This is a genomic window from Lewinella sp. IMCC34191, from assembly GCF_003390935.1.
GTDB lineage: Bacteria > Bacteroidota > Bacteroidia > Chitinophagales > Saprospiraceae > Neolewinella.
This window is the reverse complement of record NZ_QNQZ01000002.1, coordinates 474171-497591: the sequence shown is the minus strand read 5'-3', so window position 1 is coordinate 497591 and position 23421 is coordinate 474171. Positions and strand designations below refer to the sequence as shown.

19 protein-coding genes are annotated in these 23421 nt (G+C 58.4%); 10 read left to right on the top strand and 9 right to left on the bottom strand.

Translation table 11 applies throughout. The features are described from left to right. Nucleotides 1-287: 287 nt before the first annotated feature. Nucleotides 288-2633 carry a sugar-binding protein gene (locus DRW39_RS06555; RefSeq protein WP_116106217.1) on the top strand — a complete coding sequence of 782 codons (2346 nt, stop codon included), beginning with the start codon at nucleotides 288-290 and terminating at the stop codon, nucleotides 2631-2633. 87 nt (nucleotides 2634-2720) lie between these two features. Here DRW39_RS06555 and DRW39_RS06550 read toward each other — a convergent pair whose 3' ends face one another. Together DRW39_RS06550 and DRW39_RS06545 are read right to left on the bottom strand one after the other, a co-directional pair. After that, on the bottom strand, nucleotides 2721-3668 hold the full coding sequence (locus DRW39_RS06550) for a hypothetical protein (RefSeq protein WP_116106216.1): 948 nt from the start codon (nucleotides 3666-3668) through the stop codon (nucleotides 2721-2723). Nucleotides 3669-3853: 185 nt separating this feature from the next. Next, the gene (locus tag DRW39_RS06545) at nucleotides 3854-4810 is read right to left on the bottom strand and encodes an adenylate/guanylate cyclase domain-containing protein (protein ID WP_116106215.1); all 957 of its coding nucleotides are present in this window, start codon (nucleotides 4808-4810) and stop codon (nucleotides 3854-3856) included. Nucleotides 4811-4940: 130 nt separating this feature from the next. Between DRW39_RS06545 and DRW39_RS06540 the strand changes: the two genes are divergently transcribed. Beyond that, nucleotides 4941-6278, top strand: coding sequence for a hypothetical protein (locus tag DRW39_RS06540; protein ID WP_116106214.1), 1338 nt, complete (start codon nucleotides 4941-4943; stop codon nucleotides 6276-6278). A gap of 93 nt (nucleotides 6279-6371) precedes the next feature. On the opposite strand, the gene DRW39_RS06535 is transcribed toward DRW39_RS06540, so the two are convergent. After that, the gene (locus DRW39_RS06535; protein ID WP_116106213.1) at nucleotides 6372-7526 is read right to left on the bottom strand and encodes an acyl-CoA dehydrogenase; all 1155 of its coding nucleotides are present in this window, start codon (nucleotides 7524-7526) and stop codon (nucleotides 6372-6374) included. A gap of 110 nt (nucleotides 7527-7636) precedes the next feature. Here DRW39_RS06535 and DRW39_RS06530 point away from each other — a divergent pair, with 110 nt between their 5' ends. Beyond that, on the top strand, nucleotides 7637-9331 hold the full coding sequence (locus DRW39_RS06530; protein ID WP_116106212.1) for a CotH kinase family protein: 1695 nt from the start codon (nucleotides 7637-7639) through the stop codon (nucleotides 9329-9331). Continuing rightward, on the top strand, nucleotides 9328-11013 hold the full coding sequence (locus tag DRW39_RS06525) for a CotH kinase family protein (RefSeq protein WP_116106211.1): 1686 nt from the start codon (nucleotides 9328-9330) through the stop codon (nucleotides 11011-11013). The genes DRW39_RS06530 and DRW39_RS06525 overlap by 4 nt, the downstream gene beginning before the upstream one ends. Here DRW39_RS06525 and DRW39_RS06520 read toward each other — a convergent pair. The 4 genes from DRW39_RS06520 to DRW39_RS06505 form a co-directional block, all read right to left on the bottom strand. After that, on the bottom strand, nucleotides 11010-11744 hold the full coding sequence (locus DRW39_RS06520; protein ID WP_116106210.1) for a hypothetical protein: 735 nt from the start codon (nucleotides 11742-11744) through the stop codon (nucleotides 11010-11012). The two genes, DRW39_RS06525 and DRW39_RS06520, sit on opposite strands and share 4 nt — an antisense overlap. After that, nucleotides 11741-12292 (bottom strand): class I SAM-dependent methyltransferase, encoded by a 552-nt coding sequence (locus DRW39_RS06515; protein ID WP_116106209.1) that lies wholly within the window; start codon nucleotides 12290-12292, stop codon nucleotides 11741-11743. The genes DRW39_RS06520 and DRW39_RS06515 overlap by 4 nt, the downstream gene beginning before the upstream one ends. Nucleotides 12293-12337: 45 nt before the next feature. Beyond that, nucleotides 12338-13690 (bottom strand): dihydrolipoamide acetyltransferase family protein, encoded by a 1353-nt coding sequence (locus tag DRW39_RS06510; protein WP_116106208.1) that lies wholly within the window; start codon nucleotides 13688-13690, stop codon nucleotides 12338-12340. A 95-nt stretch (nucleotides 13691-13785) separates the two neighbouring features. Next, nucleotides 13786-15459, bottom strand: a complete 1674-nt coding sequence (locus DRW39_RS06505) for a competence/damage-inducible protein A (protein ID WP_232830079.1) — start codon at nucleotides 15457-15459, stop codon at nucleotides 13786-13788. A gap of 296 nt (nucleotides 15460-15755) precedes the next feature. Here DRW39_RS06505 and era point away from each other — a divergent pair, with 296 nt between their 5' ends. The 4 genes from era (at nucleotide 15756) to DRW39_RS06485 (ending at nucleotide 18316) form a co-directional block, all read left to right on the top strand. Next, nucleotides 15756-16652 carry a GTPase Era gene (era, locus tag DRW39_RS06500; protein ID WP_116106206.1) on the top strand — a complete coding sequence of 299 codons (897 nt, stop codon included), beginning with the start codon at nucleotides 15756-15758 and terminating at the stop codon, nucleotides 16650-16652. A 196-nt stretch (nucleotides 16653-16848) separates the two neighbouring features. After that, nucleotides 16849-17115: a hypothetical protein gene (locus DRW39_RS06495; RefSeq protein WP_116106205.1), complete on the top strand. Its 267-nt coding sequence runs from the start codon at nucleotides 16849-16851 to the stop codon at nucleotides 17113-17115. A 48-nt stretch (nucleotides 17116-17163) separates the two neighbouring features. Further along, nucleotides 17164-17430 (top strand): hypothetical protein, encoded by a 267-nt coding sequence (locus DRW39_RS06490; protein WP_116106204.1) that lies wholly within the window; start codon nucleotides 17164-17166, stop codon nucleotides 17428-17430. Between the two features lie 241 nt (nucleotides 17431-17671). Further along, nucleotides 17672-18316 (top strand): hypothetical protein, encoded by a 645-nt coding sequence (locus tag DRW39_RS06485; protein ID WP_157975972.1) that lies wholly within the window; start codon nucleotides 17672-17674, stop codon nucleotides 18314-18316. Here the strand turns inward: DRW39_RS06485 and DRW39_RS06480 are convergent. Next, on the bottom strand, nucleotides 18313-19347 hold the full coding sequence (locus DRW39_RS06480; RefSeq protein WP_116106202.1) for a Gfo/Idh/MocA family oxidoreductase: 1035 nt from the start codon (nucleotides 19345-19347) through the stop codon (nucleotides 18313-18315). The genes DRW39_RS06485 and DRW39_RS06480 overlap by 4 nt on opposite strands. A 146-nt stretch (nucleotides 19348-19493) precedes the next feature. On the opposite strand from DRW39_RS06480, the gene DRW39_RS06475 reads away from it, so the two are divergent. Together DRW39_RS06475 and DRW39_RS06470 are read left to right on the top strand one after the other, a co-directional pair. Beyond that, nucleotides 19494-20192 (top strand): hypothetical protein, encoded by a 699-nt coding sequence (locus DRW39_RS06475; RefSeq protein WP_198664806.1) that lies wholly within the window; start codon nucleotides 19494-19496, stop codon nucleotides 20190-20192. A 69-nt stretch (nucleotides 20193-20261) separates the two neighbouring features. Next, on the top strand, nucleotides 20262-21212 hold the full coding sequence (locus DRW39_RS06470; protein ID WP_116106200.1) for a sugar phosphate isomerase/epimerase family protein: 951 nt from the start codon (nucleotides 20262-20264) through the stop codon (nucleotides 21210-21212). A 23-nt stretch (nucleotides 21213-21235) separates the two neighbouring features. Here DRW39_RS06470 and DRW39_RS06465 read toward each other — a convergent pair whose 3' ends face one another. Continuing rightward, a complete protein-coding gene (locus DRW39_RS06465) occupies nucleotides 21236-23407 on the bottom strand; it encodes a sensor histidine kinase (RefSeq protein WP_116106199.1) in 2172 nt (723 codons plus the stop codon). Between the last annotated feature and the right edge of the window lie 14 nt (nucleotides 23408-23421).

Genomic DNA, 23421 nt, shown 5'->3' with positions numbered 1-23421 from the left:
TGGAGGTTGTCTGTCCGCTCAGGACGGATCTCCGAAGCCAGATTTAACGAACCAGTGGGGAATTGCCCCCGCTGTGACTGTTTTTTGCATGATATTATGATCGACATTTATGCCGGCGGCCACAAGCCTCCGGCTTTTTTATTGGGCCAAGCGAAGCTTTCGCTCCGGAAGTTTGGTATGGCGGCGGAGCGCAGGAATAAAATTTGTCCAGAATTGGAATATGACCTATACTCGCATCCCGTACAACGCAATCGATTGTGCCTCTTTTCTATTCTAATACCCAGATCATGCAACGACACCTCTACTCCTTTTTATGCTGCCTGCTCGGCAGTACCCTCCTGGCGCAGATCCCGCTGGTCTACGACCAGGAGAATACCGGTACCGCCTGTGAGGCCCCACCGCTTCCCGCGCCGACCGAACTCACGAACTATCCCCTGTTACCCGATCCCTTCGCCTGGGCAGATGGCAGCGGCCGGGTAGAAGACTTCGCGGATTGGGCATGCCGCCGCAACGAGATCGCCGCCGAGATCAGCGAGTACGAGATCGGTCCCAAACCGGTGGCCCCTGAAAACATCACCGCTACCTACACCAACGATACCCTCCGCGTCTCGATCACCGAGAATGGGGAGACGCTCATGCTGACCTCCCGCGTGACCATGCCGGAGGGCGACGGCCCCTTCCCCGTCGTGATCGGCATGAATAATGCTACCGGGTCCCTGCCCGGCGAAATCTTCGAGGGGGTGATCCAGATCCCCTTCCGCCACAATCAGGTGGTGACCTACACCCAGACCAGCGACCGCAACCCCGAAGACCCGTACTACCGCCTTTATCCCGATCTTACCGAGGTAGGTAACTACAGCGCCTGGTCGTGGGGCATCAGCCGCCTCATCGACGGTATCGAGATCGTCAGCGAAGCGCTCAACGCCGACCTGGACCACCTCGCCGTCACGGGCTGCTCCTACGCCGGTAAGATGGCCCTCTTCAGCGGTGCCTACGACGAGCGCATCGCCCTGACCATCGTTCAGGAATCCGGCGGCGGCGGTATCAACGCCTGGCGGGTGTCGGAAACCATCGGCAACGTTGAGAAGATCGACAACACCAACTACAGCTGGTTCATGCGGAGTATGCAGACCAACTTCGCCGGTCAGCCCGGCCTGCTACCCCACGACCACCATGAACTGATGGCCATGGTGCTGCCCCGCGCCCTGCTGGTGCTCGGTAATCCCGACTACGAATGGCTGGGCGACGAGTCCGGCTACGTTGCCAGCCGCGCCGTGGAGCAGGTCTACAAGCAGTTTGGGATCGAGGACCGCTTCGGCTTCTCCTTCCGTGACGAACACCCCCACTGTCAGCTACCGGCCGAATCTTACCCGGAAGTGCAGGCCTTCGTGGATAAGTTCCTCTTCGAGGACGCAGACGCCGATACCAACGTGCGGTACCACGAATTCTTCAATACCGACTACCGCCGCTGGATCGCCGACTGGGCCGAACCCGCCGACCCGAACGCCCCGGTGGCGATCCTGACCGGACCGGAGGACGGCGCCCTCTACGAAACCCCCGCCACGATCACCTTCACCGCTACCGTGACGGACGCCAACGATAATATGGCTGCGGTCCACTTCATGAGTAACGGCGATACCCTGCACACCGATTCCATTGCCCCCTACGAATTCGTCTGGGAGGCCAGCACCGTCGGCAGCTACAGCGTGTACGCCACGGCAGTCGACTCGGCCGGCCTGATCGGTTACTCCAACCAACTATCGGTCACGCTGCGTGCACCGGTCGCGTCCATCTTCAAGACCATGATGATGCCTATCATCGACGGCGTGGCCGACGATATTTGGGACAGCGAGAACATCCTCACCCTCGAAGCGGAGAACGAGTTGGTCGGTTCCGACATCGAGGAAGATGACCTCTCCGGTACGGTCAGGCTGCTCTGGGACGACGACAATATGTATTTTCTCGCCGAAATTATCGACGACGAGCTCGTCAACGATAGCGACAATACCTACGAGGACGATAATATCGAATTATATTTCGACGTGGATAACGCCAAAGCCGGTAGCTACGACGACGATGACGCCCAACTCTCCTTCGCCTGGAACGACGGGACCACCATCGGCACGATTCCCGGTGGGTTCGACACCGAAGGCATCACCTACGCTATCTCGGATACGGACTTCGGCTACTTCGTGGAAGGGATGATCCCCTGGTCGGTACTGGGGGGTACGCCCACGGATTCCATGATGATCGGCTTCGACTTTATGGTCAACGATGATGACGACGGCGGTGGTCGCGACGGCAAGCTCTCCTGGAACGCGACCGAAGACCAGGCATGGACCAATCCGAGCCTTTTCGGTACGATCATGCTGCGGTCGGCCAACGTACTCTCCAACGTCGTCACGCTGCAGGGGCGTACGATTACCCTTTTCCCCAATCCGACGAGCGGACGGCTCAACCTGCGCGGTATCGAGGGAACGTTCGACTACGAGATCTACGACGCCGGTGGCCGCCTTCAGGCGCGGAGCACGGGCCAACAATACATTCCCACCGACGGGCTAGCTACCGGGGTCTACTTCCTGCGTGTACGCGCGGGTGGGGAATCCGTGCAGACCCGCTTCGTGAAGCGGTGACGAATTGATTTTTTGCATTGATGTGATGACGTGTCGAATACTTTCCCGTAAGTATTCGGCACCTTTTTTTGCCCGGTAGCGATCGGATCAGTTCTGCGAACGGGTGAATACCCGGCCGATGAGCGAGGCCGCCTTGAGCGCGAAACGCTTGGAGCGCACCGTACCTGAGCTATGCACGCGGATGGGCGACTCGACGTAATGCCAGTAGACCTTATCGGTATTACTGGGTCGGGAGCCGTCGAGCAAGATATTTCGCACGTAGTTCTTGTGCCAGGGCTTGCGCCGGCCGGCGGCGTGGGACATCACGTAACCCAGGCGCCCGAAGTCCATCGCATCGCGGCCCATGATGCTGACGTCCTCCGTCAGATCCTTGGCGATGTTGAGCGCGTCCTGATCCATGAAGTGGAACATATTCCAGCGGTCGGCAATGCCGATGCGGTCCTGCTTGCCGGTATACTGCTTCATGTAAGTCTGGATTTGATCCCAGAGCTCCGAAAATTCGCGATTTTTCTTGTTGATGCCCACGAATCCCCCGTTGACGTAGACGTCGTCCTTCGGCTTGTAGTCGATACCGAAGCCTTCGTAGTAGCGTTGCCACTGCTTCCGCAGGGGGTGGGACACCGGCAGGGGGCTATTCATGTCCTCACACAGGGCAACACCCCAGGAGACCCAATCCTCGAAGTGGCGCCATTCGGCCTTGATGACGATGTCGCAATCGATGTAGAAGACATTTTCTATTCCCCGGTCCTCATAGCGATTCCATACCTGGCGCAGCAGTTCGGGTTTCACGTAGGCCAGCAACTCTTCGGTTTTTTGCAGGGCGAAGTAGATGTGAAACCCCGGGGCTACTTCCCACCGCAGATTGCCGGAAGCGTCCGGAGCGGCCTCGCCCACCCAGGGGGGCAGGGCTCCGCGGTAACCGGCGTAGAGCTCGCCGCGGAAACCGGCGGCGTACAGCGAGTTGGCCAAAGCCCCCACTCCGTGGTGGTAGTCGCGCTCGAAGACAGTGCAGATCACGCTTTTAGCATCCGGCATGAATGAAATATTTGATTGGGGTTTTCGTGTTAGGGGCAATTGCCAGCGGCCGTAGCCGGTGAAATGTATAATGCCTTTCGGTGTTCACGGCAGGTAACAGGTTCATGGTGGTGCCGTGTTCGGGCAGGTAGCAAACGGCGGGTATCCGTGTCAACTGCCGTTGCCGAAAATGGCGTTGCCGAATACTAATCCGACGGGTTTTCCAAATGGGAGGCGCGAAGGTAAGCCGTACCGAGTAGGATTACCCGGAAACTGCCGGATACTCCTTTGAGATCAACGCTGTCCTCCGTATGGGCGTATGCCGTTTGATCTAAATACGAGAACAGCTCGGCGGAGACGACCAGGTTATTGTTCAGTTGCTTGGTGGCATCCTGGAGCCGGGCCGCTATGTTGACCGGGTACCCCATGATCAGCAGGTGATCGCTACCCGCGACGCGGATGCCCCCCATAATGACGTTGCCGAGGTGGATACCGATACCGATCTGGACGCGATGATTAAAGTGGACGCGGAAGTAGCTGTCGTTCATCTCCCGCAGTCTTTCGAGTATGGCGAAGGAGGCCTTGACCGCCGCGGCGGCACCGCTGGCCAGGTCGGACTCGAAGCCGAAAGCGGCGTAAATACCGTCGCCCGCGGTTTCGACAATTCTGCCGGCGTGCTCCTCGATGACTTCCTGGAAGGTGGTGAACAGTTTGCGGATGATGTGGATGACGTCGAAGGCCAGGTAGCGCTCGATCAGCGGAGTGAAGTTCCGGATATCGAGAAAGAGCAGGGTGAGCTCGCGCTCTTCCCCGATCTGCTGGGTGGCGGCACCCGCGAAGGGGCCCACGTAGAGGCTCATATCCGACTCGTCACGCAGGATGCGGCTCAGGCGAACCGGACCGCCTGTGACCCGCGTTTGGCAAGCCAGTCGGACATTGGGTGGAAAATGCATCCGCTCGCCCAGCGCCAGTTCCGGATCCGTCGGGGGCGTGAGGTGATCGGCCCCTTCGTGGATCAGCACCCGGCAGGTCGAGCATTTGCCCTTGGCACCGCAGGCGTGATAGAGGGGGATGCCCGCCGCCAGGGAGGCCTCCAGCACGCTCTCGTCGGTGGAAGCCTGAACGCTTCCTTCCTTGGTAAATTCGATCAGGTGTGTTGGCATACGGGTTGGTCATCAGGCTGGACCGGCGAAGGTACGGTACGGTTCATGGCCGGAACAATAGCTGCTGTTCGTCGAAAATTATTCTCCTGCGCCCCGCCGCCCCGAGCACGCTCCCTATCTTTCCGCCTAGATGAGCATTTGGGATACCCTTTTCGGCCGCAGATCCCGTTATCCAACCGGTGAACAGCCCGACCATAACTTCGGACGGTACACCGATGCGTACAAAACACGCGATAATTACACCGCCTGGGACCGGGCCGTCGATGCCTTCGAGGACGACCGCTTCCTGGATGCCTGCGCGGCCTTCATGGCTTACCTCCGCGATGAACGGGAGGACAATGTCAAGTGGCAGCAGGAGGACGAAAAGCTGTACTTCGAGTTTTACCAGGGCAGCAAGCGGGTCACCGGTTTTGCCGATGGGGAGCAGTTTCGCGCCACGGCCCGCATCGCTCGCCTGGAAACTCCCAACGTCGACCTGCTCCGGCGGCTCACGTCCATGAACTACGAGCTCAAGTACAGCCGCTTCGCCCTGGACGAGGACGACTGCCTGACGATCGTTTTCGATACACCGGTCGTTGATGCCAGTCCGCACAAGCTTTACCACGCTCTTAAGGAAATGGCCCTGCGCGCCGACAAACAGGACGACCTGCTGCTGGAGGAATTTGAAGCGGCGGTCAGTCCCGTTGAGGTCACCCACCTCGAACCCCTGTCTGAAACCGAAAAGGCCCTCAAACTCCGCTTCCTGCGGGAATCGATCGCCGGGGTAACGGCGTACCTCGCCTCGAGCCGGATCAACCCGGAAGAACACCCCGGAGCGGTAGCCTACCTCTTATTGGAACTGGTGTACCGGCTGGATTATCTCCTCATCCCGGAGGGCCACACCATGGAAGCCCTGGAACGGATGCACCGGATGTACTTCGCCCGGGAAGGGGACCAGCCCGTGACGTATAAGAACGTGCGCCTGCTCGGCGAGCTACAGAAACTGGTGGAACGGGCTCCCGAAGACTTCGCCGAGGAGCTCTACGGCGGAAAGTCCACCTTCGGCATCACGCTACCGGCGAGCCACGACCGGCTGAGCGGACTGATCCGCAACGAGCTACCGAATATGGACTGGTACCAGGATAACGACTTCGACGAAGTGGCCCGTGCCATTCCTGGCTACATTGCGGGTTATGCCTTATTCAACTACGCCATCCCCCCGCCGGATCGCGACCTGCTCAATCTTTACTACCGCGTCACGGAAAACAGCTACTTCCAGAAACTGGGCTACCAACAGGAGCTACTGACCCGCGATGGCCGCCCTGCCCGCCGCCCGATCAAGGCTATCATCGCCGACATCGTCGAGCGGCACCGCCGGGAGTACCCGCGCCTCCGCCCGGTCACCAGCCACCTCCGTTTTGACAATTTCCCCGATTTCGGACGGAGCTATTTGGAGATGGTCGGGGAACTGGACCTTAGTCGACCTTAGGCTAATCCGTAAGTGGGTCGGTTGTCGTGGTGGTAGTCAGGGTAGGGCCGAGGAGGCAGGATGCGTGGCAACACCCGAGACCCGACACAAAACCTAAACATAAAGCTCCCCCTTCAGCAGCCCCCGGCTAATGACGATCTTCTGGACCTCACTGGTGCCTTCGTAGATCTGGGTGATCTTGGCGTCGCGCATGAGTCGTTCGACGTGGTATTCCTTGACGAAGCCGTAGCCACCGTGGACCTGGACGGCCTCCACGGTGTGGCGCATGGCGACCGAGCTGGCGAAGAGTTTGGCCATGGCGCCGGCCTGGTCGTAATCGCCGCCGGATTCCTTGAGCCAGGCGGCTCGGTAGACCAGCATCTTAGCGGCTTCGATGTCGGTGGCCATATCGGCCAGTTTGAAGGCGATGGCCTGGTGGTTGGCGATGGGTTTGCCGAAGGCTTCCCGTTCCTTGGCGTAGGCGGTAGCCAGCTCGTAGGCGCCGCCGGCGATACCGAGGGCCTGGGCGGCGATACCGATGCGGCCGCCGGCGAGGGTCTTCATGGCAAATTTGAAGCCGAAGCCGTTGTCGCCGATCCGGTTTTCCTTGGGCACCTTCACGTTGTTGTACATAATGGTGTGCGTGTCGCTGGACCGGATGCCGAGCTTATCTTCTTTGGCCCCGATCTCCACGCCGTCCCAACTGGTTTCGACGATGAAGGCGTTGATGCCGCGGTGGCCCTTATCTGGATCGCTCTGCGCGATGACGAGGTGGACCTGGCTCGTGCCGCCGCTGGTAATCCAGTTCTTGGTACCGTTCAGGAGGTAGTGGTCACCCTTGTCCTCGGCGGTCGTGCGCTGGTGGGTGGCGTCGGAACCGGCCTCGGGCTCGCTGAGGCAGAAGGAGCCGATCCATTCCCCCGTGGCGAGCTTGGTCAGGTACTTTTTCTTTTGTTCCTCCGTACCATAGGTTTCGATGCCGTAGCAGACCAGGCTATTGTTGACCGACATGATGACCGAGCAGCTGTTGTCGACCTTGGAAATCTCTTCGATCGCCAGGACGTAGCTTATGTAATCGAGTCCGCTGCCCCCGTACTCCGGGCTGACCGTCATGCCCATGAAGCCAAGCTCTCCCATCTGCTTGACCTGGTCCAACGGATAGGTCATCTTATTATCCCGGTCGATAACGCCGGGTTTGCAAACTTGCTGGGCGAAATCGCGGGCGGCCTCGCGGACGGCGAGCTGTTCTTCGGTTAGCTGGAAATTCATGATCGATACGTTTAGCGGGCAAAAATAGCGAAAATTCGCTAGGTGGGTCGGTGCCGTATACCCGTCCATTATACGTACTTTACATGCCCCTACGACCCTGATTAAACCGCATGCGACTGCCTTATCTCCTCCTTTTAATTGTATTCGGATCGGGAATATTCAGCCAGTCTCTTCTTACCGTCGATCCGCTTCGTGTCGGCCTGGATGAAGAGGCCGCCTTTTTGCTTATCCACCAGAACCTGAACGGCCTGGCCGACGTGCCGGATGCGATTCGGGTGGGGGAGATCGACTACGCTTTTGATCCATCTCCCGATTTGCTGCGCTACAACGAAACCTACCGTGCCATAAGTTCATCGGGTGACTCGGTGGACATCGCCTTCACCTCGCTTCCCCTTTTTCAGGTGGCATCTTTTTACGAGTTGAACAACGAAACGAAAGTGCCGTCCGTCATTCGTTACGCCGACGACGAACAGGCAATCAGCGCGATTGCCGGCATTGAATACCGGGGCGGACTATCGCTGGGGTACCCTAAAAAATCGCTGGACCTGGAATTCTGGGACAACGCCACTAACCGGGAATCGGTGGACATTCAGTTCACGGGTCTCCGCGTAGATGACGACTGGGTGCTGGATGCTTTGTATAACGAGCCGATGCGGGTAAATGCCTACGTTGCCCACGAGTTATGGCTGGACTGGCATCAGCCCTACTACATCGACCGGGAACCGGATGCCCGCAGCGGAGCGGACGTAACATTCGTCGAAGTTTTCTTTCAGGACCAATACCACGGGGTGTACCTGCTTTCCGAACAGGTTGATCGCAAGCAATTGGGGCTTAAGAAACTAAAGGACGGCGCGCTGCGCGGAGAGTTATACAAGGCGGTGGATTGGACGGATGCTACTCTTTTTAAGGGCCAACCGCCCCGCCCCGGGAAGAATCAGGCTACCTACAGCGGCTGGGAACTGAAATATCCCGATGAGGATGACCTGATCGACTGGGATCCACTCTACGGAATGCTCGGTTTTGTGAAGAACACCTCCGATGTCGACTTTTCAGCGGGAATTGCCGAGCGGTTCCACCTCGGTAATCTCGTCGATTACATGTTGTACATCAATGTCGCGGCCCTCTTCGATAACTCCGGGAAGAACACCTACCTGGCGCGGTATGACCAATCGGAGCCTTACTTCTACGCCCCCTGGGACCTGGACGGGTCGTTCGGTAATTTCTTCGACGGAAGCCGCGCCGAATTTGGGGACTTCTGGTTGTCGAATGGCCTACTGGATCGGATCATAGCTTTGAATCCCGATGACTTCAATCAGCGAATGTGCGACCGCTACCGGTCGCTTCGGTCCGGAATCCTCGCCACCGATAGCCTGCTCGGCCGTATCGACGAGGCGCGTCTGCTGCTGGAATCGAATGGTGTCTTCGCGCGGGAAAACAAGCGGTGGGGCAATGCCCGCCACGACGCAGAGCAAATCGCGTTTACCAAAGAATTCGTCACCCGCCGGCTGGCCTATTTGGATGAGTACGTATGTTTACTATCCTCCGTGGACGAGGCCTCAAGCGACCATTCCTGGCATATTTTCCCGAACCCGACCGCGGGCTACCTTACCGTGCGGACGACGCTCCTCGGGCAGCCAACCCCCTACCGCATAGTCGACCTCCTCGGCCGAACTCTCCTGTCGGGGGAGTTGCGTGCGGCGGAAGAACGACTCGATTTATCCGGTGTACGGCCGGGCGTTTATTTCATTCAGGTTTTTGACCGTCTCCAACGATTTGTTGTAGCGGATATGTCTTCCCAGTTATGAAAACTATACTGTTTCTCCCCCTGATCGTATATACGATCGCCCTGTCCGGCCAGGTGCCGCTCCCGATTGGCCCGTCGCACTATGGTCTGGATTCCACTCGCAGGATGATGTTGGTCCACGTTGGCGGACCCTCCTTGTCCAAGGCGGAAAACGGACTCCTTACCCCGGATGACCTGTACGAGTTTCCGGGTGCAACGCCGGAGCTGGTATACGACAGTAGTTACCTGATGACCGGACAGAACGGCGACAGTTTTACCGTTTCCTTCACGCCGCTGCCCCTGGTCAAAATAAGCACCCCGCATACGCTTAACCGGAACGAAAAACGCCCGGCGGTATTCACCTACGCCAGCGGCAACGAGATCGTCGTGTCCGACATCGGCGTTCGATACCGGGGGGGCTTCAGTATGCGATTTCCAAAGAAATCACTGGACCTGGAGTTTTACGAGCCGGGTGGCGACGAGGAGTCGCGCGACGTCAGCTTTGGGAACATGCGTAGTGACGACGACTGGGTAATCGACGCGCTTTACAACGAACCGTCACGCGTCAATGCCTACGTCGCCCATAAACTCTGGCTGGACCTGCATCACCTGAGCTACGCCGAGGAGGAACCGGAAGCCCGGGCCGGCGCGGACGTGGAGTTCGTGGAGCTGTGGTTCAACGGAACGTACTGGGGCGTATGCACGATCGGCGAACAGGTCGACCGCAAGCAACTGAAGCTGAAAAAGTACAAGGACGACAAGATTCGGGGGGCCTTATTCAAAAGCGAGGATTACACGGATGCCACGACATTCAAAGGGGTTCCCTCCAGCCAGGTGAAAGGAGATACCTGGGCGGGCTGGGAAGTGAAGCACCCGGAGCCGGAGGAGGTAGACTGGGAAGAGCTGAAGGAAGTCATTCGCTTCGCCGCTTCCTCTACCGACGATGCATTCTCCGAAGAGGCCGGCGACCGCTTTGACCTGGCGAACATCGTCGACTACGTACTATTCGTAAATGCGCTAACGCTGACGGATAATGTGTCCAAGAATACCTATCTCGCCCGCTACAATCAATCCAGCCCCTATTTTTTCGTTCCCTGGGATATGGACGCCGGCATCGGGAATGACCATAAGGGAGATCGGTTATCCACTTTCGAACACTTTTCCGAAAACTACCTCTTTCGCCGTTTGCGGGAGCAAAACCCCGATGACTTCATCGATCAACTTTGTGGACGGTACCAGACCCTGCGGGAGGGCTTACTTCATCCCGATTCCCTCATCGCGCGCGTAGACACGGCCATGGCGACACTACGCGAAAGCGGTGCTTATCGACGGGAAGCGGCGCGGTGGCCGGGGTCGGTGATGTCCGATGGGGAACAGTATGACTTTATGGCGTCGGTGTTGGAGGCCCGCATCGACAAGCTGGATAGCTACGTTTGTTCCCTGCAAACGGGGACGGATGATGGGGACCTACAATCCGTGACTACGCTTAAAATCTTCCCCAATCCCGCGAGTGGTTCGGTCACGGTAAGCTTAGCGGATAATGCGGTGGATACGGATTACGTGCTCTACGGCAGCACGGGCCAATCCGTTCGGTCGGGGCGCATTCGTGGTGAACAGGCAGGCATCCCCCTGGAAGGGCTGCACGCCGGGCTGTATTACTTACGGGTTGGGAAGCAGATTGCCCGGCTGACGATAGTCCACTAGTTAGCTGCATCCTGGCCGGGCGGAGCTGCGGGCTCGCCACCTAAGAATTCCTCCATCGTGAGGCGCCTGCGCAGACGTCCGCCGGCCACTCCGCCGGCACCCAGGTCACGCACGTATTCCACCAGGCCGAGGTTCTTCGCATATATCTCATAGCCCGTATAGGTAGGACTGATGTCGCCCTCCCTTTGGTCGCGCAGGCTTACTTCGCCCTTTAGATCGAAGACGACGGCATCTACTTCGTCGCCCATTACTTCCAAGATGGTGTCGCCCCGGTAGTAGCGGTTCAGCGAGACATAACTCTCCGCATCGGGGTTGCTCGGGGGAACGAACCGGACCCGGTAGCCACTGGCTCGCTCGTCATCGGGGTAAAAGGGGAAGACGCGATCGTAGAGGATCGTGGCATCGACCTGCTGCCGCACGCCGCCGGTATCCGGGGGGTATAGCGTCAGTTTCTGTAGATAGACCCCGTCGTTGCGAACGCGGTCGGTGGTGACCTGCACTGGTGTCGTGGCTTCCGCGTAGCGGGTGGAGCTCAGATAGAGGGCCGAATCCTGGTCGATGCCGAGGTAGTACCAGTATTCGTAGGGAGCAGGCTCGAAGTTGCCGGTGTTCTCGTACTCGTAGATCAGGCCGTCGGTAAGATCCCGGATCGGGTAGTAATAATCCCGCAGGTCGGCTTCCCCCGAACAGGCGGATACCAGGAACGCGAGGATGATTAACAGCTGTTTCATTTTTTGCAGTAGAGTACCCACGCCGGCGGCAGGTTCAGATAGACGCGCTTTGCCTCTACTTTACCGAAGGCACGCTCGTAGTAGGACTTGGTCTTCAGGCTGTAGTGGACCTGGTTGTAGCATCCGCCGGGGCGCAGGTTGTCCTTTGCCGCCTCGACGATGCGCATGCCCAAATCCGGGGGCAGGGCGGCAAAGGGAATGGCCGAAACGATGTGGTCGGCCCGGTCCGCGCCGATGCGGTCCAGCCACTGGCGGATATTCTCGGCACTGTCCTGGGCAACGACGAGCCGGGAGTCTCCAATAGCCCGCATATCGTCGCAGAGATCTTCGCTGACCTCAAAAGCGATAACCTTTCCGTCGGGGTGCAGCCGGTCGAGAATATACTCCGTGATGACCCCGTCGCCGGCGCCGAGTTCGACAATGGTGCGGGCGGTGGAAAAGTCGATCCGGTCGATGGCCGCTTTACAGAGGGCGGGGCTACTACGGGTAATGGTGCCGGTAGTGCCGATGTTACGCAGCCCTTCCAGTAAAAAGGAAAATGTGCTCATGCAAGTACGTTCCCCTACGAAAAGCGGACGGGGGGCAAAGGTTTACTACACGTCACTTCGCTGGGGGTCGAAAGCCTCCAGGTAGTCACCGATGCGGCGCAGGAAGGATCCGCCCAGGAAGCCGTCCACCACGCGGTGATCGTAGCTCAGGCTCATGAACATCATCTGCCGCACGGCAATCAAGTCGCCGTACTCCGTTTCCACCACGGCGGGCTTCTTGCGGATGGCACCGACGGCCAGGATGGCTACCTGCGGCTGATTGATGATTGGCGTACCCATGACGTTGCCGAAGGTGCCGACGTTGGTCACGGTGAAGGTGCCGTCCTTGATCTCCTCGGGTTTGAGCTTGTTCTCGCGGGCGCGGCCGGCCAGGTCGTTGACCTGCTTCGTGAGCCCCATCAAATTGAGGCGGTCGGCATTGCGAATCACCGGGACGATGAGGTTGCCACTGGGCAGGGCGGCGGCCATGCCGATGTTGATATCGGCCTTTTTGATGATGCGGGTGCCGTCGACGCTTACGTTGACCAGGGGGAAATCCTTGATGGCCTTGGCGACGGCCTCGATGAAGATCGGCGTGTAGGTGATTTTTTCCCCGTGCTGTTGCTGAAAGTCTTTCTTGATGCCTTCCCGCCAGTTGACGATATCGGTGACGTCGACTTCGATAAAACTGGTAACGTGGGGGCTGGTCCGCTTGCTTTCGACCATGTGGTCGGCGATCAGCTTACGCATCCGGTTCATCTCGATGATCTCGTCGGACGAAGAACCGGAGGCAAGACTGCCGGCTGGTGCGACAGGGGGGCGGGGGGGAAGGGTTGTCGCGGGAGTTCCAGCCGTTGGTGCAGCCTTGCCAGGACCGGTTATAAAGCGGTTTGTACGCCGCTTCAGGTAAGCCTGTATGTCTGATTTGTTAACCCGGCCGCCATTGCCCGTGCCGGGGATCTGGTCGAGCTCAGCCTGGCTGATGCCCTCCTTCTCCGCAATAGTACGAACTAGTGGCGAATAAAAACGACCGTTATCCGACTTTTCTGATGGGCTCTGCTCACTTTCGCTTTTGTTTTCGCGGCGGGGCGCAGGTGTTGGTGCCGGCTCCGGGGTGGATGCTTTTGGCTTGTCATCGGCCGGTGCCACCGCGGGGGATGCTTCTACCTCCGCACCGGCTTCGGTTTCGATAAGGGCAATGACTTCCCCCACCGCAACCGTGCTGTCCGGCTCGTACCGAATTTCCTTGATGATCCCGGCGACCGGGGCGGGCACCTCGCTGTCTACCTTATCGGTGGCGATCTCCAGAACGGTATCGTCCACCTCGACGCTATCACCGACCTTCTTCACCCAATTAAGGATGGTCGCCTCGATAATACTTTCGCCCATCTTGGGCATGACGAGCTCTACTTGGGCCATGTTATCTACTTTGGTTTTGCTGGCTGGTTAGACCTTGATCGACTAGGGGAAGGCAAATTTAGGTCGTATGCGCCACTTGGTGTTTTGGACACCGGCTACTTTTTGCGTCGGGGGGTGCGCTTAGGCTTGGCCGGCAGCTCGTCTACCTCCGGTGCTTCTGACTTGGACGCTGCCTTTTTACGGCCGGTGCGCCGGGGCTTGGCCACTTCCGCTTCTCCCTCGTCTTTTTTCTTGCGGGGCGTCCGCTTCGGCTTGACTACCGCTTTCGTATCGCTCTTGGCTTCGGCGGGTTTTGCCTTCTTGCGGGGTGCCCGCTTGGGTTTGGGGGTCGTAGCGGCCGGTTCGGTTGCCACGGTAGGCGCATCGACCGGGGTGGGCTCCTTGGCCTTCGTCGGGCTTTCCTCGGCGGCCGCTGCGGTCGTTTTCGGCTTGGTCGTCTTTGCTTTACGGGGGGAGCGCGCTTTTTTAGCGGGCTTCTTCTCGACCACTTCCGCCGGCGGTACGGATTCCTGTACCGGGTAGCCGGGGGTGGCTCCTATTTCCAGACGTAGTAGGTTCAGCGCGTGGAGCGCGGTGTATTCGATATTACGCAGGCGATCTTTTCCGGAGCGAAGCAACTTGGTTACGGTACCCTCGGGCGTGGCGAGGGCCATCCAGATCGTACCGACGGGCTTCTGTGCGGTACCCCCGGTCGGTCCGGCAATGCCGGAGGTAGCGAGGGCGTAGTCGGCGTTCATGCGGGTGCTCGCTCCTTCCGCCATGGCGGTTACAGTCTCTTCACTCACGGCCCCGAACTGTTCTATTGTCTCCTCGGGAACACCCAGCAGGGAGGTTTTTAACGGGTTAGAGTAGGCAACCACGCCCCCGACGTAATGGGCGCTCGAACCGGCCTGTGCGGTGATGAGGCTGCCCAGGTAGCCACCGGTGCAGCTTTCGGCGGTTGCCAGCGTCTGCTTGCGCTCCTGCAGCGTACGGGCGACCAGCGAAGCCAGGTCGTCCTTGCCGTAGCCATAGATAAGCGGGCCGAGGACTTTTTCAAACTCCTTCCGGTAGGCCTCCAGGTCGTTACGGAGGGAATCCTCGTCGTCGCCGCGGGCACTGATGCGCAGGCGTACCGTTCCGAGGCTGGGCAGGTAGGCCAGGCCCATGTGCTCGGGCAGATTATCCTCCAGCGTTTCCAGTCTTTCGGCGATGGCGCTTTCCCCCTCGCCGGCGGTCAGGATCGTGATGGACCGCAGCACCTCGGCGTCGAGCTGCCGGCGTTTGAGGCGGCGCATGACCTCATTGTCCATAAGGTACTGCATCTCGTAGGGCACCCCGGGCATGGAGACGACGATCTGGTCATCCTTCTCCAGCCAGAGGCCGGGGGCGGTGCCCCGCTCGTTGTCCAGAATTTTGGCCCCGGTCGGTAGCCGGCATTGCTGCTTGTGCGCGTCCGTCGCCTGCCTTCCGTAGCGGGAAAAGATCTTCTGCAGGCGCTTCCAGGTGGGGTTGTGCAGCCGTAATTCCGCGCCAAAGTAGTCGGCGAGTACGAGTTTGGTGATGTCGTCCTTGGTAGGGCCCAGGCCGCCGGTCATGAGTACCAGGTCGGATTGTTCCAGGGCCCGGTCGAGCCCACCCATGATCCCCATCCGGCTATCGGCTACGCTCATGTGCTCTACGACCGTGATGCCTTCCTCGCTCAGAGCTGCGGCCATATAGGTGGCGTTGGTATCGGTCACCTGCCCGATGAGGATCTCGTCGCCGATGGTCAGGATGGTTGCGCGCATAATTGGGTGTCTGGTTCAGTAAGGGGTTGCCTTGTCTCGTATCAAGGTGGTAAAGGTCGCAAAGTTCGGCATTCCATAATCCTACGGGCCGGAATAAGCCGGCGGGGGAGGATAACGCACCCTTATGTCGTGTCGACGGTGATGTGTGCGGGGTACCTCGATAAACCGGTCGGACGGGTTTACGTGGGAAGCGCTCCATCCTGCGCTCCGCCGCAAAAAGAGAATGCGCCCGGCCACGTACCTTTACCGGATCACCCCGCACCCCGTACCCCGTACCCCCCATCACCCCCCGTCCTATGCACAAAAGCGGCTTCGTAAACATCATCGGCCGGCCGAACGCCGGAAAGTCGACGCTGATGAACGCGCTCGTGGGGGAGCGAATGAGCATCATCACCGCTAAGCCGCAGACGACCCGCCACCGGATCATCGGCATCCTGACCGAGGAGGACGTTCAGATCGTCTTCAGCGACACGCCCGGCTATATCGAGGAGGCCAGCTACAAGATGCAGGAGAAGATGAACAGCTACGTCAACTCCAGCTTCGAGGACGCCGACGTGATGATCTACCTGGTCGACCCGCAGGAGGAATACGGCGAGGACGACCTGCTCGTGGGCAAGCTGCGCCGTATGGACACCCCGCTCTTCCTGGTCTTCAATAAACTGGACCTGGTGGATGAGAACCGCGTCAGCCAGCTGGAGCGGCAATTCAAGAAGTGGATCAAGCCGCAGCGGATATTCGGTATCTCCGCCCAATCGGGCCTCGGCGTCGACGACCTGCTTACCGCTATCAAGGAAGCCCTGCCGGAAGGTCCCGTCTACTACCCCGAGGACCAGCTCACCGACCGCTCCGAGCGCTTCTTCGTCTCCGAAATCCTGCGCGAACAGATCCTGGAGCAGTACCACCAGGAAATCCCCTACAGCGTCGAAATCGAAATCGAAACCTTCGAGGAAACCGAAACCAAAGACGGGGCGGAACTGGCCCGCATCAGTGCCGTGATCTACGTCAGCCGCAAAACCCAGAAACCCATTCTGATCGGCAAGGGCGGCAGCAGCATTAAAAAGCTCGGCACCAACGCCCGCAAGCGGATGGAAGAATTTTTAGGTCGCAAGGTGTTTCTGGAAACCCACGTCAAGATTCGGGAGGACTGGCGGGATGATGAGAGCTGGTTGAAGCGGTTTGGGTACGATCGGTAGAAGTTATTGGTACGGTAGTTGGTAGTCGTCCGCTTCGCGAACGGAATAGTACGGTAGGTATCGGACCGGTATGTTCTCTGGGACCGGGGAAGCCTCTTCCGTCCACCACTTACCGTACTACTGTAATACCGTACTACCAACCACTCCCGAACATTTACAGCCCACCGCCACGTTGCAAAAGAAAAGATATAGCGACATGGCAGACACGAGAAAGACCACCGATCACCGCACGATTAAATCCTGGACCGAAGACCGCAACGGGGCGCCCGCGATGGTGGAGGATACCGCCGGTGGCGGAAAGGGAGAGATCATCCGGATCCACTTCGAGAATAAATCCGAGAATACGGGCCTGAAGGAGATCAGCTGGGAGGAGTGGTTCAAGCAGTTTGACGACAGCAAGTTGGCTCTCCTGCACAGCACGGAAGCCGGAAATACCTTTAATAAACTGGTGAGCCGCGACTAGCCGTTTTCTCTCCTTTGCATTTTTATCACATTCTAGTAAGACAGACCTATGGCTACCAACGCCACCACCACCGAACACACTACCATCCGGCAATGGGCCGAGAAACACAACGGCGTACCCGGAGTGATCGAAGAAGCTACCACCGCTAACGATAGCCGCCCGCTGGCGATCATCTGGCCGGAAAATCGCAGCGACGCCAACCTACGGGAGATCAGTTGGAATACCTTTTTCGACCATTTCGAATTGCGGCAGCTGGCGCTTTCCTACAATACGACCGACTTCAAAAAGGATTATGAGTTCGTGACGCGGGGATAGACCGCATGCGCGCGCCAAGCCCCCGGGTGACTGGGCTGGAAAGGTATTTGCTAATCGATTTGATTTGCGGTAGATAGATCGACACCGGACGAAGACTTCAGGTCCGAAAAGTGCTGGTAAGTAGAGCCATGTGGTGGGGCGGGGGGTACTTTGGTCCAGGGATATTCGTTTTTTTTGGTGTGGAATAACCCTCTATTGGGGAGCGATTCCATTCGTGTTTACCCTAATCAAGATCGATCATATGACCGAGAAGTTCCTCCGCGCGCGCCACTGGCAATTATTCACTTTGTCCTTCGGGATTCCCTTCCTGATGCAATTGCTGGGTACGGCCGTATCCGTATCCAACGTCGCCAAATTCGACAGCCTGGAAGCCCTTCCCGCCTGGCCGTACTACCTTTCCTTCGCGGGTTCGCTCGCCATCGGCGCGGTGATGTACGGTTGGACCTGGTCAGTAGGTCATGGCCTGCAGCAGCGTATAGCGCGGGAGTTCCGCCGGTCGACCATCGGCTTCGGAGCGGTACTGATTACGTTGGCGGTACTCTGCGTCAGCAGTTTCGCCTATAGTGGCGATACCCTCCTTATTCTGGACGCATCCAACACTTTCACCCTGCTGTTCTGGACCCTGCTGCCACTGCTGTCGGTATGGATGGTCGCCCACCTCTACTGTGCCGCCTACGTGGCCGATCTGATCATTACGGCGGAGGAGGAGCGGGAACCCACTACCCACGAGCTCATTCAGCTGAGTCTGCAAATCTGGCTTTTCCCCGTGGGTATCTGGTTGGTCCAGCCACGGGTCAATCGACTGGCCCGCCGGTCCCCCCAACCCCACGGCGCTTTGGAAGCCGAGGATGTCCTGGTCTTCGGAGAGCAGAGCCAGCCAGCCTAATCGACCGGCAATACCGGAATCGCTTCAATGATCTCCAACTGGAGGATCACGTCTTCAAGCGGTACCGCGGGTTCCGCCCCGCCGGTGATCACTTCATACATATTATCGAATAGGCCCATCCAGTGTCCGCTGCGCGTTTGTACCGGTCCGCGCACGGTCAGGCCATTCGTTTCAGTGTGGAGTAATCCATGCTGCTCGGCCGGCTCTTCCCCGAAGTGCTCGTGATCCGGTAAAATGCCGGCTCGTAACTGGTCCTCCTGAACGTCGATGCCGTACTTCACGAAACTGCCCTGCTTGCCGTGGAGGGTATAGCGGGGAGTAGGCTCCCGTACCAGCAGACTACAAGACAGGTGCACGCGCATCGGCCCGTCGTAGGTAAGTTGGATGTCAAATGCGTCAGAGATGTTAGAATTATCGCGCTGCGTCAAGGTCGCGCCGCTGATGGCTGTCGGACGCCCGAACAGTACGATCGCCTGGTCGATGATATGGGCTCCGAGATCGAAGAGCATGCCCGCGGCGGCACCCGGCTTTTCCTTCCAGGGCTTGGCGTTCGGTTCGGGCTTCCAGCGGTCGTAGCGGGCTTCGTAGTTGACCAATTCTCCCAGTGCACCGCCTTTGACCACGTCACGTACGGTCAGGAAATCGCTGTCCCAACGCCGGTTCTGGAATACAAACAGCTGCAGCCCTTGCTTACCGGCCAGGTCGCGCAGCTCCCGCAGCTGGGCGGCGGTGGCGCAGGCGGGTTTGTCGACCAGCACGTGCTTACCGGCTTCCAGGGCGGCTTTGGCGAACTCGTAATGCGTGGCGTTTGGGGTGGCAATGCTCACCAGATCGATCCGGTCGTCGGCCAGCACGGTGTCCAGATCTGTGGTCGGTTCCAGGTCAGGAAATTCGGCCTGTAGTTCGTCGCGGCGGCTGGTCACTACCCGCGCAACCTGGAAGCCGGCGTGCGCGCGATAGAAGGGAGCCTGCAGGTAACGACCGGAAAGGCCGAATCCGATCAGCCCTACGGTAATGGGTATATTCGTCATAGCGGGCTTAAGATACTAGCTGACGGCAAAGGAGGGCGGCGGAGCGCAGGTAGAAACCGGCCAGGTAGGTGGGGAGCTTCAAAATCAATCCGGAGCCTTACTTTCGGCTGATGCCGTTGCTATCCGTTCTTTCTATTTCACTTTTAGTGAGCGTACACCTTTTCGTAGGATATCTACGCCTGTCTCGCATACCCCGCAGTCGGTGGCTTTCCCTGGCGGGCGGCACTTCGGTCACCTACATCTTCCTCCATGTATTACCGGAATTCGCCGAATACCAAGAAGTGCTTGCCGAAACCGAGCGCATCGAATGGTTCTCCTACCTGGAGCACCACGTTTACAGTTTCGCCTTGCTCGGACTCGTCACCTTTTACGCGCTCGAACGGGCGGCCAAGCGGGCGCGGGATACGAAGCGCGATCCCGACAATGACCACACGCACCACGACGTGCGGATCTTCTGGATCCACATGGCCTCCTTCATGCTCTATAACGGCATCATCGGTTACCTGCTGGTGTGGCGGGAAGATCAGACCGATCTCGGACTCCTCTATTTCGTCGTCGCGATGGCCTTCCACTTTATGGTCACGGACTACGGGCTGTACGATCATTACCGGGAGATATACAAGACCCGCGGGCGCTGGCTGGTGGTCGGTGCGCTGATTGGCGGGTGGGTATTGGGTCTGCTGGGGCGAATACCGGAAGTCTTTATCGGCATGATCTTCTCTTTTCTGGCCGGGGGCGTGATCATGAACGTCCTGAAGGAAGAACTGCCGGAGGAGCGACGGAGTAACCTCTGGGCCTTTATCGGAGGGGTGGGGGCCTATGCTACGCTGTTGGTCGCAACGTGAACGGTTCGGATCCAAGAGGGGGCACTATACCTGCGCTCCGTCGCGATAAAAGGAGAATTAGCTACATTAATGCCGCAAACCAACGTATTCCGCATGATGACCGATCGCCGCAAGTTTCTCCGCCAATCCGCCAAGTACGGCGCCGCCTCGCTGCTGTTGCCCGCATGGGCCTGCGGCTCGGGTAACGAATCAGCGGAAGCTACCTCCGCGAGCGACGGAGCGGAAGAAACGACACCGGCCGCCGGGAATGGTACCCTCGAGGCTTTCGGGATCCAGCTGTACACCCTGCGCGACGTATTGCCCCAGGATCCGAAGGGCACACTGGCTAAACTTGCCGATTACGGGTACACGCAGATCGAAGGCTACGAGGGCGACCAGGGCATGTTCTGGGGCATGGAGCATACGGAGTTCAAGGATTACCTCGACAGCCTGGGCCTGACCATGGTTTCCAGCCACTGCAACATCGACGAAAACTTCGAGGAGAAGGCCCGGCAGGCCGCAGAGATCGGGATGGACTACCTCATTTGCCCCTACATCGGGGCGCAGGATAGTAAGGAGGCCTGGCAGGGCGTGGTGGACAAGTTCAACGACCGGGGCCGCATCTGCGCCGAAAACGGTATCCGCTTCGCCTACCACAACCACGGGTACAGCTTCGAGAATGTCTACGGGATCGTTCCGCAGGACTTCATGATGGAAAACACCGACGATACCGTCGATTACGAGATGGACATCTACTGGGTGGTCACCGGTGGTGCTGACCCCATCGATTACCTGAACAAATACCCCGGGAAATGGATGCTTTGCCACGTCAAGGACCGCGAGACCGGCGCCGATCCGGAGGAAAGCGAAGCCTCGGTGGATCTGGGGACCGGGTCCATCGATTTTGCCGAGGTGCTGGCCGTTGCCCAGGAGCAGGGGATGGAGTACTACATCGTGGAACAGGAGCGCTACCCCTCCGGTACGCCATTGGAAGCCGCGGAGGTTGACGCGGCCTACCTAAAACAACTCAATTTCGGATAGAAGGAAAAGGTAGGACCAGCGCACTATTCGGCTTGTTCTTCGCAGCCGACTCCCGTGTAGAACATAAATTTAGTCCCTCTGTCTACCTCGCTTTCCAGCCAGATTCTTCCCTCGTGGAAACGAATGATCCGCTGGACTAGAGCCAGGCCAATACCGGTTCCTTCGTAATCACCACTGTTGGACGAGCGAGCGAAAAGGTCGAAAATGCGGTCGTGCTGGTCCTCGGGGATGCCGATGCCGTTATCCTCGACGTAAAAGACGGGGCAGCCGTCGCGGTATTCTCCGGTGAAGCCCACTTCCACCCGGGGTTCGCGAGCTTCGGCACTATACTTGAGGGCGTTGGAAATGAGGTTGGTAAAGACGATCAGCAGATAATTCCGGTCGCCGTGGATGTCGGGAATTTCCCGGTGCACCTCGCAGGCAATCTGCTGGTCATCAAAATTAACGAGATCGCGCAGCACGCGGTCTACGAGGTTACGGATGGATAGTTGATTGACGACCATCTGTCGACGATCGATTCGGTTCAGGGATAGCAGGTCATCCATAAACAGCCGCATGCGACTGGCATTTTGCCGGATGATGTGCAGGTACTGTCGCCCCGGATCGCCCAGTTGGTTGTTATATTCCTCGTGTAGAATGTCGGCATAGCTACTGATTCCCCGCAGGGGCGCGCGCAGATCGTGACCTACGGCGTAGCTGAATATCTCCAGGTCTTCGTAGGCTTCGCGTAGTAATTTATTACTGTGGCGTACGCTGGCGTAGCGTTCCATGACCACCTGCTGGACAAACCATTGTAAACCTTGCGCGGTGCCGAGTTGGTCTTGGGTCCACGGAAGGGAGCAGTTATAGCAGGTTTCCGAGGTCATCTCGTAAGAACGTTCGCCCTCCACGCCGGTGATGTCGGCCTGGCTTCCGTAAGTGATGGTTTCCACCGTTTCCGGACGAAACCACAGAACCCATTGGTTTGCGGCGGTATCGAGGGGAAGGTACAATATGCCCGCCGCCGTATCGGTAAGATCGTGGGCGGCTGGTAAGTGTTCTTTTAGCTGATCGGTAGACCAGATCTTATCATCGCCAATTTCTTTTTGAAGCCAGTCTATGATGACATTTATATCATTTACTTCCGGTGTAGTTCCGAAGCAGGTTAATTCCTGATCGGAGCAGAGGGCTACGCCGGGTGTCCCTTCGATCAGATCCAGCGCCGTAATATCTCCCTCCAACAGGCCTTCCGCCAGGGAATTCGCTTTGGCGACCTGATCGTACAGGCGATCGCGCACCTCGTTCGCCGTCTTCTGCATGCGCAGTCTGCGATAATGAAGGTGGTAGGCCGCTCGCTGCTGGGCAACGCGACCGATGACCCGCATAAAGGCGCGCATCTGATAGTCCACATAGAAGGAGTTGCGATTGTGCAGGTAGACGGAGCCCCACAGCTTTCCATCAATGACCAGACTAATGTAACTGAGGGTACTGTAGCCACTATCGGTCAGGAAGCGAAGAATATTGCGATTCGGTCTGCGGGCGGCGCTGTGTGCTTCCAGCACGGTTCGCACTTCATCGCTGACTTCTCCCTGAATTTCCACCAAGGCTTTCTCATTGTCCGTATAAACGTATACGGTTTCCGTAAGCTGACTTTTCCGCTCGACCATGGGAATGTCCTTCTCTACGTACCGTACGTTGAGAAGAGAGGTCTGCCCGGGCTTCTGGGCCTGGTGGGTGACCGTCGCGTTCTGGATATCGTCAAACTGAATGACGATGGCCCGGTCAAAGTCGAAATGGTAGATTAGCCCCTCACAAAGTCTCTCCAGTAGGTCATCTAAATCCGACTGGGCTTCCAACTCGGCGGTGAAATCATTGAGCCGGGCGGCGTAGTCGCCCGCGTGCGGCCAGGTCCGGCGCGGCTCGATTTCTATTACCAGTTCCGCCCCGACGGTGCGGACGACCAGCTGATAATTTCCCGGTTTCCATCCTTCCGGGTCGATCAGTTTGACTATGGCGGGAAAATTCTCCGAAAGGGAGTCCTGTATCTCCGAGATGACCTTTTCGGGTACGAAGTCATGCAGGGTCGAGCCGAGCAACTCCTCCGCGCTCCGGCCGAACTGATCGTCGGAGTGTGCACTGACGGCCTTTATAGCGAGGGTGTCCCGATCGGTAACCAGCACCAGTGCATACGATTGCACCAGGATCTGGGGAGTCATAGGATGCTTATTTC